The 16593-nt window shown below is 45.4% G+C and carries 11 protein-coding genes; 4 read left to right on the top strand and 7 right to left on the bottom strand.

The window, feature by feature from the left end:
• The first annotated feature begins 70 nt into the window (after window positions 1-70).
• Window positions 71-3076, top strand: coding sequence for a TMAO reductase system sensor histidine kinase/response regulator TorS (gene torS, locus AB4507_RS12855; protein WP_372182791.1), 3006 nt, complete (start codon window positions 71-73; stop codon window positions 3074-3076).
• Window positions 3077-3211: 135 nt separating this feature from the next.
• Here the strand turns inward: torS and AB4507_RS12850 are convergent, their stop codons facing one another.
• Genes AB4507_RS12850 through AB4507_RS12840 form a run of 3 tightly spaced genes read right to left on the bottom strand, consistent with a single transcriptional unit; the run spans window position 3212 to window position 7252 of the window.
• Window positions 3212-4792 (bottom strand): hydantoinase/oxoprolinase N-terminal domain-containing protein, encoded by a 1581-nt coding sequence (locus tag AB4507_RS12850; protein ID WP_372182790.1) that lies wholly within the window; start codon window positions 4790-4792, stop codon window positions 3212-3214.
• A gap of 4 nt (window positions 4793-4796) precedes the next feature.
• Window positions 4797-5921, bottom strand: a complete 1125-nt coding sequence (locus AB4507_RS12845; RefSeq protein ID WP_081230672.1) for a DUF917 domain-containing protein — start codon at window positions 5919-5921, stop codon at window positions 4797-4799.
• 5 nt (window positions 5922-5926) lie between these two features.
• On the bottom strand, window positions 5927-7252 hold the full coding sequence (locus AB4507_RS12840; RefSeq protein WP_017064775.1) for a cytosine permease: 1326 nt from the start codon (window positions 7250-7252) through the stop codon (window positions 5927-5929).
• A 93-nt stretch (window positions 7253-7345) separates the two neighbouring features.
• On the opposite strand from AB4507_RS12840, the gene AB4507_RS12835 reads away from it, so the two are divergent.
• Window positions 7346-8284 (top strand): LysR family transcriptional regulator, encoded by a 939-nt coding sequence (locus tag AB4507_RS12835; protein ID WP_017069448.1) that lies wholly within the window; start codon window positions 7346-7348, stop codon window positions 8282-8284.
• 123 nt (window positions 8285-8407) lie between these two features.
• On the opposite strand, the gene AB4507_RS12830 is transcribed toward AB4507_RS12835, so the two are convergent.
• The 3 genes from AB4507_RS12830 to AB4507_RS12820 form a co-directional block, all read right to left on the bottom strand.
• Window positions 8408-10762 carry a fatty acid cis/trans isomerase gene (locus AB4507_RS12830; protein WP_372182789.1) on the bottom strand — a complete coding sequence of 785 codons (2355 nt, stop codon included), beginning with the start codon at window positions 10760-10762 and terminating at the stop codon, window positions 8408-8410.
• Window positions 10763-10991: 229 nt separating this feature from the next.
• Window positions 10992-12656 (bottom strand): VRR-NUC domain-containing protein, encoded by a 1665-nt coding sequence (locus AB4507_RS12825; RefSeq protein WP_372182788.1) that lies wholly within the window; start codon window positions 12654-12656, stop codon window positions 10992-10994.
• A 57-nt stretch (window positions 12657-12713) separates the two neighbouring features.
• Window positions 12714-13952 carry an OFA family MFS transporter gene (locus AB4507_RS12820; RefSeq protein ID WP_017067032.1) on the bottom strand — a complete coding sequence of 413 codons (1239 nt, stop codon included), beginning with the start codon at window positions 13950-13952 and terminating at the stop codon, window positions 12714-12716.
• Window positions 13953-14546: 594 nt separating this feature from the next.
• On the opposite strand from AB4507_RS12820, the gene AB4507_RS12815 reads away from it, so the two are divergent.
• Window positions 14547-14927: a hypothetical protein gene (locus tag AB4507_RS12815; RefSeq protein WP_017064770.1), complete on the top strand. Its 381-nt coding sequence runs from the start codon at window positions 14547-14549 to the stop codon at window positions 14925-14927.
• Between the two features lie 179 nt (window positions 14928-15106).
• On the opposite strand, the gene AB4507_RS12810 is transcribed toward AB4507_RS12815, so the two are convergent.
• Window positions 15107-15451, bottom strand: a complete 345-nt coding sequence (locus tag AB4507_RS12810) for a YajD family HNH nuclease (RefSeq protein ID WP_017060876.1) — start codon at window positions 15449-15451, stop codon at window positions 15107-15109.
• Between the two features lie 284 nt (window positions 15452-15735).
• Here AB4507_RS12810 and yghU point away from each other — a divergent pair, with 284 nt between their 5' ends.
• A complete protein-coding gene (gene yghU, locus AB4507_RS12805; protein ID WP_017064768.1) occupies window positions 15736-16593 on the top strand; it encodes a glutathione-dependent disulfide-bond oxidoreductase in 858 nt (285 codons plus the stop codon).

Raw genomic sequence — 16593 nt, 5'->3', positions numbered from 1 at the left:
AGATAAGAAACACTGCAAAATATAGCGTATTCTGCATGGGTAAAGAAGAACGTTTTAAGGTTTAGAGTTTATGTTGTTAGCTTCAGCGAGTATTGGACGCAAGCTGCTGGCCTCATTCTTAGTGATGGCACTGTTGGTTCTATTGTCTGCATTGATCGGTGTTTCTGGTTTTAGCTTTGTAGCCAAAACGGAAAGAAACGTCGTTGATTCGGCGCTTCCTGCCATGATCGAAGCTCGTCAGGTTTCTGAGTTGAGTAACCGTATTATTTCGTCAGTACAAACACTTTCTAATGCGAGAAACGAAGCTGAAAGAAAAGAGGCTGGCACCGTACTGTTTGACCAACTTGAGTCGCTTCTTCAACATATCAAAGAGCTTGGTGTCGACAGTTTCGATTCTCAGCTCCTCAATAAACTCGAAAACAATGTTCAAAGCGTTATTAACACACTGGCTGAGTTGGGTGTGTCGGTTGAGCGTAAGCTTTGGTTAAGCAAAGAGTTGTCGTCTCGTGTCGAAGAGATGCGCCTATTGGCCGAAGAGCTAGAGCAGTTGACGCGAACCCAAGTTTTGAACACGGCTACCATTGCGGTTGCTAACGTCACGCATATCTATGACCTGCTAGAAACCAAAGAAACGGATAAAGCCTACCAAGCCTTAGATGCGCTTGTAGAGGTTGACCTTGATTTGTCTGAGCGCCTACACGAATTGCATTTGCTGGCGTTCAAAATGCTTAACCAAATTGAAGAAACGCAAACCGTTACCAACGTAGAGCGTATTCATCAAATCCAATCAGAATTTGAATCCAACCTAAGAATCATGGCGCGCCGCGTTAAAGCGGTCGAAGATCCTACTCGTTCAGCGCAGATGTCTCAGCTTCTAGAAGAGCTCAGAAAACGCCAAGTCGTGTTCGATATTTCATTAGAACAATATGAGAACACCAAAAAGTCAGAGTTTCTGATGCAAAATACGTTGGAGCTGTTCTCTCAGCTGAATACAACGGTTAACCAACTGGTTGATGATTCAAACCGCAGTACCAAAAAAGCGGTTGATGAGCTGACCAGCACGTTGAATTTGGCTCAATGGTCACTGTCTGTGATTTCGGTTATTGGTTTGGTTATCGTTGCATTTATCGTGTGGCGAGTGGTGTATATCTCGGTTGTTAAACGTCTTACTGAATACTCATCGGCCTTGATGTCTATCGCACAAGGTCGCCTGAATATTGATATCTCGGTAAAGGGTAATGATGAGCTGGCTCATATGGGCGAGGCGATCATCACTGCCAGAAACACCGCGCAGGCGCTACAAGTGGTTGCGGTGGGTGAAGCAAAGGCGAAACGCGAACTTGAAGAGCACAAAGAACACTTAGAAGAGTTGGTCACAGACCGAACCTACCAGCTGCAAAAGACCAATGAGAAGCTGAACATCGAGGTAGGGAACCACGCTAAGGCTCGTAACGCCGCAGAACAAGCAAGCCGCGCAAAATCCGCTTTCCTTGCGACGATGAGTCATGAAATACGAACGCCGATGAACGGTGTATTAGGTACTGCAAGATTGCTCAAAGATACCGGGTTAGACCCGCTGCAATCCGGCTATGCAGACATCATTAACCGCAGCGGTAAGAACCTACTCGCGATTTTGAATGACGTGTTGGATTACTCAAAGATTGAAGCAGGGCATTTAGAAATCCGCACTGCTTCGTTTGATCTTCATCAGATGGTTCAAGATACCTACCAATTGATGGAAGGGCGTGCCGCTGAGAAGAAGCTGAACTTTGATTTCCATATTGAAAGTGATGTGCAACGCTATTGGCGTGGTGACGTAACGCGAATCAGCCAAATCTTGAATAATTTGGTCGGTAACGCGATTAAGTTTACGGAAAGTGGCTCGGTCGATATCTTTATCAGCTTAGATATCGAAGATGAAAATCGAGTGATGTTTGAAGTGTCAGATACAGGTGTCGGTATTGATGCTAGCGAACAAGCTTGTCTGTTTGATGCCTTTACCCAAACCGATAGCGGTCGCAACAAAACCGGCGGCACAGGGCTTGGATTAGCGATCAGTAAAAGCATCATGTTGGCAATGAACGGGGATATTGGCGTTCATTCTGAAGAAGGCGAGGGTAGCCAGTTTTGGTTCTCACTGCCACTTGAAGCCGGTGAGAAGATAGAAACGAAAGTACCGGTCATTGAAGCGTGTATTCGAGCTAAAGTACTTCTGATTGAAGATAACCCCGTAAACTGCATCGTTGCTGAAGGCTTCTTGCATAACTTGGGGCACGAGGTTGTGATTGCGACAACCGGACAAGAAGCGAGAGCCATATTCAGTGAGCAAGAGTTCGATATTGCGCTGGTGGACATTAACTTACCCGACTGCGATGGCGTCGAGTTAATTCAACAACTCAAAGACGATGCGCTTCAGCATAAAAGTGAAGAAGACGTAATTCGAAAAGTACCCCCAATGATCGCAGTATCGGCTCATGTGTTTAACGAAGAAGTGGAAAGCTATTTGTCGTCTGGCTTTGATGGATTCTTACCTAAGCCGTTAGAGAAGGAAGCATTATCGGAATTGATTGTTGAGCAGTTGGACGGTCACACGCTGTTGCTGCCTCAGCCGGATCCGTCAGATGCTGTTTGCTGTCAGCTAAACTCTAAACCTCAGGAAACCGAGCTAGACTTATCAGCATTGGCATTTGCAAGCTCGACACAACGAGCAAACCAAGACGCGGAACATAATCAAGGAGAACCGATTGTGCAGATGATTAACCCTAAGATTATCAAAGACGACTTGGCCATTCTCGGTCGAGAAAAAATAGTGCAGATTGTTGGGTTGTTTGACCAAAGCAGCCAAGTCACTCTCGATGAACTGATTGTGGCAAGTGCCGCTGACAACGCTCGTGAAATTAAGTCTTTAGCTCATAAACTGAAAGGGTCTGCCGGTAGCCTAGGATTATCTGCACTGTTTACTTTATGCCAGAGCATTGAAGCGAGCGAGGATCCATTACTTCAATATCGCGATAATGCAGACTCATTACCTGAATTGGTGAAAGACTCGTTAGCAGCGCTCCGAGAGCAACTATAGAGTGGCTATTGGGCGGAAAGCCCCAAAATAAGAACAGAAAACAAAAAGCAGGCTATTTCTCCGTTTTAATATGAAGAAGTGACCTGCTTTTTTATTGTCGAATAAGAATCTAAGTAAGGCTTTCAAGGAACGGCTCTAAGCCATCTTGATATGTCCAGCAGCTTTGATCTTAACGTGAACCATATTGCCTTGTAGGTAGCTTAATGGAATCTCGCTGCGTTCAATGATCGCGACATTATCGCTGCATGCGCCAGCTTCAATCGCCAGTTGCTTTGATTGCGCTTCCAAGCCCTTTAAGGTCTCTTCACGTGATGCTGGGTCAATCGGTACGATCTTATCGAATTGACCTGATATTTCACCCAACGCAACACCAATCGCATTAGCCACTTCAAAGTGCTCAGGACGAACCACTTGGCTCACACCTTCAAAATGATCTGGGAATAGGGCACTACCACCACCAACCATGATTACGGGTACACTCGCTGCAGAGGTCTTCATCTTATCGATGCCTTCTTCAACATCCGTGACCATTTGTTGGTAAACCTTGCTTGCTTGTTCGGCCGAAACACCAATCTCATCACTCAATTGATGCTCTGCCTGCCACTGCATTTGACCTGTTTTGAGTGCAATATCGGTGAGCGTAAGTTCATCACCACCAAAGCTACGCGCCGTTTGCGTTAGAGTGTGACCAACACTTTCAGGGCCTAGTTCGATACGTTCTTGCTCAAAACGAACCTTGGTGCCTCCACCAATGGCTAACGCCAAAATATCAGGCATGCGGAAGTTGGTTCTCACTTCGCCAATCTCTACCGCTAAGCTCGACTCTCTTGGGTAACCGTGAGTTAGCACGCCGATATCAGACGTAGTGCCACCCACATCGACCACGATTGCATCTTTTAACTTGGTCAGGTGGCTTGCTCCGCGAATCGAGTTTGTTGGGCCACAAGCCACGGTAAGAATCGGGTACATCAATGCGAATTGCTGCGACATCAGTGTTCCGTCGTTCTGACCGAAATAAGGCGTGGTGTGGATTTCATGATTGATGAGTGCATTACAAAAGCCGTCTACGAATCGTTTTGCTGTACCTTGCAGAGCAGCATTGAGGATAGTGGCGTTCTCGCGTTCTAAAAGCCCTAAGCTGCCCACTTTATGGGATAACGAAAGGTTCACCCCCGGAAGTTCTTGTTGAATCCACTCTGCTGCTTGAAGCTCCTGGTCGCCATTGACGGGAGAGAACACTCCGCAGATAGCAATGGAATCCACTTGGCCTTTCATTTTCTGGCAAAGCTCGCGGATTTCAGATTCTTGAATGTCGGCAATCAACTGGCCGTCATACTCATAGCCGCCGTGAGCTTGATAGAAGTGCTCCCCAAGCAGTGTTTGCCAAGCTTTGCTCCAACCACAGAGTGGCGGAACACTATCACCACTTGGAAGCGCTAAGCGAATCATGCCGACTCTATCTAAGCCTTTTCGTTCAACGATTGCGTTGGTGCATTGAGTGGTACCAAGCATCGCATGTTTCACTTGCTGACCATCAATGTTTGCTTGGCTTAATAGCGCAGCTATCGCGTTATCAATGCCGGTTGAAATGTCATGTGTGGTTGCGGTTTTTACTTTGGCAATCACATTCAAGTCTGCGTCGAGCAGTACACCGTCGGTATTGGTGCCACCTACGTCAATGCCAAGGCGGCAGTAATCAAGCGTAATGTTTGTCATGCGACTACCTCTTCAATGCAGACTTTAGTTGTTCAATGGTTTGATACTCGACGGTGTAGCCAAAGTAACCCGGGCCCGCGACTTCGATGCCTTTGTCAGTGCGCCATTTAGGGTCACAAGGGTAGGCAATTAGGTCGATGCGCTGCCCGTAACGAAGTTGTTCGGTTGTGATTGGCTTACCCGTTTCATGATCCAAGATCGAAATAAGATCCGGTGTTGATGCCAGCAGGTTATCTTGGTTCATGTCGGCGCGGCTTGTGCCTTTGTGCGCGAGAAGCAATTCGTTTTGGAACTGCACAAACACGTTATCGACGCCTGTATCTTCAAACTGAGCCAACTTTTCAATCACGACACCACCTGTTGCAAAGCCACCGTCGGTTTCACGTTGAATATCAACAATCTTGCCACTGATGATGGTATGGCCGCCGACAATATCTAAAACGGCCTGTGTGCCACTCTGATTGTTGTCGTTCGCCAATCTAATCGCTTCACCAATCTTCATTGCTTGGGTCAGTGTTGCAGGCAGTGCGCTGCGTTTTAGGTTCTTACCGTTCATTGGGTAATCGCACATTGCTGCAGAGCCGCCCATCTGCTCGGTAATTGGCCTCGCAAACTTTTCAGACCAAATACCGTCAATTGGGTAAAGCGTGACGACATTGCCACGCTCATCGGCCAATGTGTTCGGTGCAGAAGGGAGACCATCAAGAAAGAAGGTCACCATCTGAGCTTCTGGAAACGCACGTCCCATCGCATCACAATCGATCACAGGAATGTTCTTTTGCGCTGCAACGAGAATTGGAATCAATGAATTAAAACCGCCCACTTCGATAGGAAACGTTGCCGCTACTTCAGTGCCGAGCGCTTTTTCCATCGCTTCGAAAGCAATCAACATTTGATCTTTCGAATTGAGTTTCTCTACTGCAACGGTTGGTGCGCCAATCATTGAAGAGGGCACCGTCATCCAATCGTCTTGCACGTCTTCTAAAGGAATCATGCGTACAGGGTGCTTTGCCGTTGCAATGGCTACTTTCGCCATCAAGGCACCGCTGTATGGGTCACCGCCGCCGCCAGTACCTAATACCGTCGCACCCAGCGCGATATCATCAATCATTTGTTCAGTAATAATCACAACTACTATTCCTTATCACTTGAAGGAGAAAGTTTCATTAGGGCGAGGTAAATCACACCAGCGGCAAGAATGCCGTCTAACGCCGAGATGCTGGTGAACGAAAACAGATTGAAAAACTCTGGTGCAGTACAAGCGCTGAATGCAGTACCAAATGCCCAAGAAGCCAAGCCTTTAAACATCCAAGCTGGAACTTGTTGGATGTTCTCAAAGCTCATTTTTGTCGAATCTAAAACATAATATTGAACGATGTAGACACCCGCAGCAGGCGCAATGGTTACGCTGAGTAGCATTAAGAAGTCGGTAAACTTGTTCACCATGCCGAGTTGAGCAATGCCAATGCCGACGATGGTCATGATCACAACCAGAACAGGGCGCGGAATCTTAGGTAGAACCATCGACATGCATAAGCCGCCAGAGGTCAGGTTGCTACTGTTGGTCGTCCATTGTGCGAACACCAGCACGATGATAGCCGCCATGCCTAAACCTAGGGTGAAGAAGACTTCGACTAGGTCGTCGGTGCCGGTCATTTTGGTCAAGATCAATGCGATAAGAATGATGGCACTGTTGCCGACGAGGAAACCGATACCCGCTCCTAAAATCGCATCACGGCGTGTTTTGGCGTAGCGAGCAATATCAGGTGCAGCAACCGCAGCTAGAATCCAGATAGACATAACAAAAGAGATGGCTTGGCCAAGCGTCAAAGGATCTTCAATCGATGGCGCTGCGCCACCTTGATAATCAGCAGCCATAAACAAACCGATGGTAATCAACGTCACCATCAATGGAACAGAATAGGTACTGAGTTTGCCTAAAGCACGAACGCCATAGATAGCCGTCATCATCATTAACACACTGCCGCCAATAAGAGCGGTGAGGTGTGAAATTATGATGTCGTATTTCGCCAGTGCATCGACCATGATGAAAGCGAAGAAATCAGCCTGGAATGCGAACCAGCCGACTAATGAGATGCCGTTGATGAAGCCAAGAATTTTACCGCCGTTACGGCCAAATACCGCGCTGCTCACCAGCGGGGTAGACACGCCAGCTTGAAAGCCAATGTTGGCACACAGCATCGCGATGATCGCCAATAAGCCTGAACCAATAAACGTGGCAAGCAGTGCGTCTTCAAAACCAATACCGCTGCTTAGAATCGAGCCGAGAAACAGTCCCGAAATGTCGATGCCGATTGCCAACCAAATAAGGCTGATGACCCACCAAGATCGTTTGGCCTTCTCGGGAACGGGTTCCAACTCGAAGTCATCTATCTTTTTGTGGCTGTGTGTTGCTTCGGGTTTATTCACGTAAGCTTCTGCCGCCATAGTGCCATCCATGCATTGTTATTCCATAAGTGTGAATAAAGCATACTGATGTATTTATTGTTAATAAATGAATATAATCAGATGTAAACATAACAAAAAACAAATGTGAGTGGCAAAGTGAATCCAAACAATAAGTTAGATAAAAGAGACCTACGTAGATTAGAGCTTTTTTGTGAAATTGTTGAACAAGGAGGCATCAATCAGGCGGTCGCAAGCACTGGGATTAGTCAACCAGTGCTGAGTAATCAGCTTATTGCCTTGGAAAAAAGCTTAGAATTAACATTATGCCAACGTGGTCGACGTGGTTTTAAGCTGACTCATGAAGGTGAGCAAGTGTATAAATATGCGAACCAACTAAAATCGACCTTAACCGACTTCGCTTATAAGTTACGAGGTGTACAGACGGAACTCTCTGGGCATGTGCGAATTGGATGTTTGGATAACACCGTCACTTTGCCTTATAACCCACTTCCCAAAGCGATCGAGACGTTTTACCAACGCAGTAACAGTGTAGAGGTGAGTGTTGATGTCGGGGATTTCACCCAGTTGAATGAGAAGTTAGCAAAGAGCCAGATTGATATGATGATAGTGGTTCTAGGGTCACATCAAAAATCAGCGTTTCAACATAAATACCCACTGTTTGAAGAGCACAGTTATCTGTATGCGCGTAAGGATCTGGCTGAGAAGATCATGGACAAGGATTTCTCATTGGATGGCTGTCGTATCAACATGGGCGGCTATGCCAAAGATGAGATGTTCCGATTACTGAATATTGAGCAGTACGATTCCGTAAAGCCTTTTGATGGCTGGCATGTCGAGTCGGGTGTCATTCTAACCTTGGCGGGCACACACCTGAGTTTTTTACCGTCTCATTTAATCGACCGTGGCCATTATGACCAAGCCTTGATTCCGCTTCAGCCCGAGAAGTGGAGCCTTAAGAGTCAGTTTTATGTGGTGTTGAAGCAACCTGTAGATTCCCTTTCCCCCGCCGCGCGTGCGTTTTTTGATGAGCTACACCAACCGGAAGCATCGGATTCAATATAGAGAGCTTTTCGCTTCTCAAGAGCACTTCTCGCTTCTCAATAGCACCTAAGATACTTTTCCCCATATACAAAAAATCCTCGGCCAAGACAGAGGATTTTTGCTTTTATGCTTTATGAGTGAAAACTAACGGTTCTCGAAGCGGTTGTAATCCAACAATCCGAACTCGATCGGTTGGTCTTGTTGATACCAACGATGCACGCGATCACTGAATGGCCAGAACTCGCTAGAACTGCGTCGTACCGCAAACTTATCCAGCAGCGCCACGTAGTCTTCTTCAGTGCTTAAGTTTTGCAGCGTTTTAACCAGAGTAGGAATCTCGCTCTCGGTTAATGATAGGTAAGCCGCAGGGTAGCTACCGACAACGCCTCGTACGAGGGTAAGGTCATCATTGGCGTAATCACGGTTACCTTCTTCATTAAACAAGCTAGAAATGTTGCTGTGCGCGTTATTGTGAATCATGGTGAACAGTTGCTCTTCGCCGTTTTCGCCTTCAATCATGATCATCACTAATTGAGGCACATGACGCAGGCCTTCGCCCTTTATCAAATTCACTTGGTTAAGCAGTGCTTCATTCTTCCTACCAAAACCTGTTTCAACAATCTCAAAGCGATTATCGAGAACAGGTGCGAGCTTATCTTTGATCATATCAAGCAGTTCGTGTTTCGGATCCGCCGTTTTGTAAACCACGCTGGTCGGCTGATCAAAAGGTGCAATGTTTCGCTGCAAATAGTCACTCAGTTGTGCGCTTTGGTTCTGGTACCAACTAGAGTGTTCAATGTGACGAACGTCTTTAGGAAGAAGGCTTAAGAAGTTACTCTCACCTTCAAGACGCAAGAAGTCCATGAACATGCGTGTAATCAGCTGGTGGCCAAAGTTGCCGTAAACATCGAAGCCTGCAACGAGAAGATAATGAATACGCTCTAGAAGAGCATAATCAAGAATCCACGCAGTCTTAGGTTGCGTGCCAACTAACCCTTGTACAACAGAGGCGCTATCGAAGTGCCTAAAGACGGTGAGAGCAGCATTCGGGTTGATGCCATCGCCATCCCAAATGATGCCAGTGTCTAGGTGGACGCCACTCTCGAACCATTGGTTAGTGAAGTCTGATTTCGCGTTTAGGTATTGCGCTTGTTGCTTTGCGTATCTTACCCAGTTGGTCACAGGTACGGTGTTACTTTTTAGTTCGCTAGGTAGCTTTAAATTTTTCTTTTGACTTGCGTAGAAGGCGTTGATTTCCGGAACATCGGCTTTCTCTGGGTCGATGAAGAAAACCCAAAAACGGTCGTTAATTACGTTCAAGGCAAGTTGACCACGACACACAGGTCCTTTGATATAGGCCATGATGGTGTTTTGCGCGTTATCTAACATGAAGTTGAAGCGCGAGTTTACTGTCAGTGCTTCAAACGAAGTCATTGGGTTAGCTGAAACATCGATGTCGTAACTAGGTAGTTGTTTTACTTCGTAATTTACGTCGACAAACCAGGTATTCCACTTTTGTAGACGCTCTTTATTAAGTGCGAAAGGCATGTGCGTTTTGTCGACGATAGTGCCTTGTTCTGGAATCAGACGGTAGTAAACACGGTCTACTTTTGGATCGTCATAAGGGCGACGAGTCGTGATGCGCTGTACCGCTTCACCTGGTGGTGTTGCAGAGCGAACAACAGTGAAGAAGCGTGTTGGCTGAGCTAAATCAGAAAAATAGACATGAGATAAAAACAGGTGCTCGTAGATGTAACGTGCTGAAAGTTGACTCTTATTGTCGCTCTTGTTTAAAAAGCTTTCGTAGACATTAACGAGCTCTTGTTCTGCATCAGTCAATGGAATGTGGTCGTTCATTAACGCGCCATTTTCCAACCAACTCATTAAAGTCGCGTATTCGGTTTTGTCTAAGTTTGGCATCCCATAAGGCATTCCCCAAGTTGGGTAATCTCTCTCGTATTGAGCGTATTCTTCAATGGTTGGGCACTGTTGGTCGCGATCGATTGAAAAGTCGAAACCTTCAAGCTGGGTTTGATCGGGCAGAGGGTGATTCTCTTTCTGGATCAACATACGAGAAACAAGACCAGCATCGAGGTTAGCCGTTGAGTTCTGCATACGCTCATTGAGGACTGGATGAAAATCCGCATCGCGCCACTCTTGCGTGGTTAACGCATCTTCAAACAAGCGAGTAGGGGCTGATGCCGTTAAGCGGGTGCCTTGATAAACGAGTGCCTTGCTCGCGCCTCGGTCTATACCTTCCACTGAAGACATTTTGAGTTGGCAAGGGGCGTCATAACAAGCGTGACAAACCACGCATCGGTTATCAATGATGGGCTTTACTTCGTCAATGAAGTGCTGCGCTTGAGCTGAAAGAATAGGTGCTTGGCGATCGCGTACTTGTTGTTCACCAAACAGTTCGTCGAAGTTTAAACCCGCGTAGACGGCACAACCTGAGAAGACGCTAACAAAAGCTAAAATGAAGAGTTTTCTTAAATTCATACGTATTTAAATATTAGGCATTTTCTATAATTATATCGAAAATGATTGAAAATGCTCATGTTCTAACAATTTTGTAGACAAGATCTTGATGGGGCGAGTGACTTGTCGATGCGCGTTACTCGCTTGTGATCAGAAATTGGAGTTTAGACTTAGCTAGATTTAAGTCCCAAGAGCTAAAAGCTAGCAGTTAAGAGTTAAGAGTTAAGAGTTAAGAGTTAAGAGCTAAGACTCATTGATTGACGTAACAAACAGAGAAGGGGACAGACAATCGCTCAAACTCTTTGATCCAGCGCCACTGGTTGTCTTGCAGTTTATCGCCAGGGCCTTTGACTTCAATCCAATGAAACTCATCGCCCTTGAACGCAATCAAATCCGGCATCCCAGTTCTAAATAGCTTTAAGTCACTCAATATCACTTTGAAGAGGTCTACAACCAAGGCATTTGGAATTGAAGCCATGCCGTGTTCGATGAGTGCCTTAGGAAAATAATTCCAATGAACAAAGGGGTTCGCGATACCTTGCTTTTCATCGTAAGTATTGAGCAAATGGTTCAGCCCATGTTTGGATATCGTCTGAAACACGGCTTCAACCTGTTCGGCTCGCTTGTCTACGAAATCTGAATGGTACAGATCCAATGGTCGATGTTGGTATCGATTGATAAAGGCGCCTTCAATGTCTGCGAAAATGACATCCCAGAAAGCCAAACCAAACAAGCCACATAAAAAGCTGTTTTCAGAAAAGTAGACGTCCCAACCTTGGTTCTCAAAATGCTGCTTTACCGCAAGCTCTACTCGCGTTTGGCTGAGGTCCAATTCCAGTCTTATCTCTTTGCAGCTAGGCTTTATGGTTCGTGAAACCTTGTGCCCCTGTTTCCGGAGTAGCCTGTCTTCAAGCTTAATCGCGACTTCCAACTCTGACACATCCGTTGGAGTAGCTTTCATTTGCGTGACAATGTCACACATTAAGTCTAGCGTACCTTGCTTATCACAGATGCGCGCAAGTCGCTCTCTGCTCGGAGGAAGTGTAGATTGCTTGAACCAAAAGATAGCTTGGTCGTTTAGGTTAAGCCTTTCTAGATCGCGAGCAATATCATTGATCAAACGCGATCGTTTTCTGGCAATGCTTCTGTGTTCTGACTCTTCAGGAATCGAGTTTAAAAGCAGTTCCAGAAACTCACCGTCTTTACGGTCACCTTCTGAATATAAGCGCTGAATATCGCGCATCTGGATTAATTGATTGAGTTGATCTCTAGAAGTGAAGAAGCGGCGCTGCTTGCTTAATGGGTAGTTCTCAAAGGTGTTTAGCCCAAGGTCACTTAACACGAACTGACTTAAGTCTTGATAGGTGTTGGCAAAGAACAGCAACAGTAATACATCAATCACTTGAGATTCGATGACGTAAATACAGTCGAAAGAGAGGTTTTGAAATTGATCAAAAGGTTGCTGATCAAGCCGTAACAACAGCTCGTCTTTCTTGGCATTTCTATGGCTCTTAAGGGCGGGGAATACACTCAACAGCTCTGGTTTGGTGAGCAAGTGAAACCCGAGCTCGACCTCACTAATGGCGAGGTCATGCTGTTCTTCGGGATGACTCAACCCAATGAAGCCTGAGCTGTTTAGCTCTTGCAGTACGGTCTTTAGATCTGGGATCTCAACATAGTTGAGTTTATCGCTGCGAAACCAACGGCCTTTACGAGAAAGCAAACGAACCATTAGGCATTGGCTTGAAACAGAAAGACGTTTGTATGCGGACAACCAACGACATTCATCATCACTCAGAAGATCGGGGTAGAGCGTTTGAGCGTGTTCAACCAGTCGATTGAAGTTGTCGAGATAATAAGTGGGGGAGAGCTGAAGAGTGGTTTCGGTCGTCAATGGAGAAGTCGCTTGATACAAAAAGAGCCTAACCCTAAGGTTAAGCTCTTCAGTAACAAATTCAATCTTTTCTGTTGATTAAGCTTGTGATGCTTTTAGTTCAGCAACTTTAGCTTCAGAGATTGGTTTAGTGATGATTGCTAGAACAATACACACTGCCATCATAACTGCAGAGATTGTGTAAGCTAGGCCGTAACCTTCGCCGTTTGACATTGAGAAGCCAACAACTGCTGCACCGATAGCGCCGCCGATACCCCATGCCGTGTAAAGCACGCCGTAGTTAGTACCGTAGTTTTTCAGGCCGTAGAACTCAGCAGTTAGTGTTGGGAATACTGCTAGAAGCGTACCGTAACCAACCGCTGCGATAGCCGTACCAATGATTAGCGTGAATTCAGAGTTGAACGTAGCGAATAGAGCCATGTTCGCGCCTTGAAGGATGAACGCTAGAAGTAGAGTACGTACGCCACCGATTTTATCTGCAAGCATACCCGCAGCAACACGGCCGCCTGAGTTGAATACTGCAAGGATAGACGCTAGGTAAACTGCGTTTGGCAGGTTAGCTTGAACGCTAGCAATTGTAGTGATGTTACCGATGATCATTAGACCAACAGATGCAGCGAATGCGTACATGATCCATAGAGAGTAGAACTGAGGAGTCTTCAGCATTACTTTCCAAGTTAGGTCTTCAGTCTTCTTAACCGCTTTAGGAGCTTGGCCTGCTTTTACTTTAGGCTCAGCTGGCGTGTAATCCGCTGGTGGGTTGTTGATTGTTGCTGCTAGAGGTACTGCGATTGCAAGTACACCAACACCAAGAATCATAAAGCTAGTTTGGATACCCATGCTGTCGATTAGCGCAGAAGTTACTGGTGCTAGGTAAATAGCCGCAAGACCGAAGCCTGCTGCGATAAGACCGTTAACCATACCTTTCTTAGAAGAGTGGAACCACTTCATTGCTGATGGAGACAGACATGCGTAACCGAAGCCGATACCTGCACCTGTTATAATACCGAACGTGATGTTCAGCATCATAGGCGTTGTAGCGAAACCAGAAGCAATCATACCTAGGCCTGTAAGCGCTGTACCTAGGATAAGGATCTTACGTGGACCCATACGGTCTTGTAGGATGCCCGCAACAAGAAGACAAACAGAGAATGTGATAGTTGCAATAGCGTAAGGTGAAGATGCTTCAGCAGCACTCCAACCAGCTTCAGTTACTAGCGCTTTGTTAAATACACTCCAAGCATACAGGATGCCAAGACAAAGGTTGATACAGAAGCCTGCTAGCAGGATACGTGTTGCTTTATCAATCTTGCTCATTTTTATTCTCAGTTTTGTCATCGGTTAGTGGAGAGCCACTTAACTAAAGACGGGTTATTGTGATTGTTTCTTCAAAATTAGTTTGCGTTTATCAACAGATAGCGCAAAAGAGCGCGGATTATAACCAATTAAAATGTGATTGGAATCTCTTTTTCCATTTTTGGTAAATTAAATTCAATTTGTTAATAAGTTGTTTTTCATTGGTTTTTGAAATGTTTTTAACACCTCTCTATTTTGTTCTTTTTCGCTCTGTCTTCTTATTATTTCAGGGATTTTGAGGTGATGGTTTTTGAATAGACGCGTATTGCGTGCGGATATCACAGAGTTACAAATAATTTTAATTAATTTCCAAGGTTAAATTTGTGTAACAAAATAAATCGTAACAGCGCTTTGTTCATATGAGACAAGGAGTAACGGAGTTTTATTAAAAACGGAATGTTAAGCAATTGTTAAGGGTGATTTTTGTTAGTACTTTTGCTTACATTTTGTTCGATTGGAGGGGTTGTGTTGTCCGTAAAAAGTGGGAAAATAGTATGCAAACTGAGATTCCAAATTTGAAAGGATGCGTTTCCAACTTATGGTGAGGCGAGTATTATGAAACTGTTTTTAATTTTATTGATGTCAATTTCTGGTGGTGTAGCGGCAGCTGACCATATTCACTCTTTCCTATTCGGCTTCTATGTTGCGGCTCTAGCAGTTGGTAGTTGCTACTGGCTTGCATTCCGCAGTACGCGTTTCCCACAGTTGGCATTAGTGCTATTGATGTGTGGCTTTTTTGCGAAAATTGCAGTGACTGTTATCGGTGTTTCTTGGGGTATCTCGAACGATATCATTCAATCGCCGTTCATTTTCTCATTGTCATACCTGTTCTTCTTAGTGGTTGTGTCTTACGTTTGGTTTGCATACCGCGATAAATTGACGCTAAAACAACGCGCTAAGAAGGTAGAAGAGTCTCGCAAGCAAGCGGCAGCATAATTCGATTTGATTCTTAAAAAGCCTTCTTCGGAAGGCTTTTTTGATCCTGCCTACCTGAACTCTATTATTTGGTTATGACGGCAGATAAAAGAAACCCAGTATGGTGACATACTGGGGTTACTTGTTATGTATCTATTATCTAGCAGTTACCATCTACCAAAGACTACTCTGAAGGTGTGTTATTTCTTCATCATCTTAGCGAGATCGGCGAACGGGTTGTGTGTCGCTGACTGATGATCATCTAAACTCGCTTTTGCATCCACACCATAACGCTCATGGTCAGTGTATTTTGAATGCTCATGATCGTGACAGTACAGGCACAGTAGCTCCCAGTTGCTGCCATCTTCAGGGTTGTTTGTATGGTCGTGATCCACGTGGTGAACGGTAAGCTCTCGGAGGTTTGAGTAAACAAATTCGCGCGCACATTTACCACAAACCCAAGGGTACAGTTTTAGTGCTTTTTCGCGGTAGCCTTTCTCTTGGCGAGCATACGCTGCACTCGAACCTGTGAAATCAGAAGACATTGCCAAATCCTTATCAATTGTAATATCCCGATTTTATCACAGCTTTCTTGAAGCTGTCGGTATGTCGTTCGTAAAATCATTGCTAAATGATGCAGTGGACTTATCGATATTAGATTGAAGTTTGAATACAGACTTACCTTCTACACACTAACGCTTAAGCGGGTTATGTCTTTCTGGAATAAGCCATGCTTAACAGTTTGAAAATAAATCGTATTCAGGGGTTTTAACCGCAGGCATGTGACCTAATATCAGTTTGTGAGACCCTATATTAATAAGGAAATATCATGTCAGAACAATACACTCCGCCAAAAGTTTGGGTTAACGATACTGCTGGTGGTAACAAGTGGGCAAACATCAATAGTCCTGAATCTGGAGCTCGCTTTGATAAAGAGCTTCCTGTTGGTGACCATGCTTTTCAATTGTATTCTCTTGGCACACCTAACGGTCAAAAAGTCACTATCTTGCTGGAAGAGTTGTTAGCAGCGGGTGTTAAAGAAGCTGAATATGATGCGTACTTGATCAACATCGGTGAGGCTGATCAGTTCTCTTCTGGCTTTGTTGGCGTGAATCCAAACTCCAAAATACCAGCACTTGTCGACAAGTCTGGTGACGAAGACGTGAATGTATTCGAATCGGCATCTATCTTGATGCATCTAGCAGAAAAATTTGGTCACTTCTTACCAAAAGAAGGGGCAGCAAGAACGCAAACCATTAACTGGTTGTTCTGGGCACAAGGCTCGGCACCATTCCTAGGCGGTGGTTTCGGCCACTTCTACGCTTACGCGGATGAAAAGCAAGAGTACCCAATTAACCGCTTCGCAATGGAAGCTAAGCGTCAACTAGATGTGTTAGACAAACAGCTCGCAAATAACACATTTGTGGCGGGTGACGAGTTAAGCATCGCTGATATCGCGATTTGGCCTTGGTATGGCAACCTTGTGCTAGGCAAAATTTACGATGCGGCCGAGTTTCTACAAGTTGAGTCATACACCAACGTTGTGCGCTGGGCGAAGCAACTAGAAGCGCGCGAAGGCTTCCAACGCGGCCGAGTGGTTAACCGTTCATTTGGCGAAGAGTGGGAGCAAGTACCAGAGCGCCACTCTGCAGAAGACATTGACCGAGTTTTAAAGCTTAAGCCTTAG

It is taken from the genome of Vibrio sp. 10N.222.54.A3, from assembly GCF_041474095.1.
GTDB lineage: Bacteria > Pseudomonadota > Gammaproteobacteria > Enterobacterales > Vibrionaceae > Vibrio > Vibrio crassostreae_C.
Note: the sequence above shows the minus strand (reverse complement) of the source record. Positions and strands in the feature narration are given on the sequence as shown.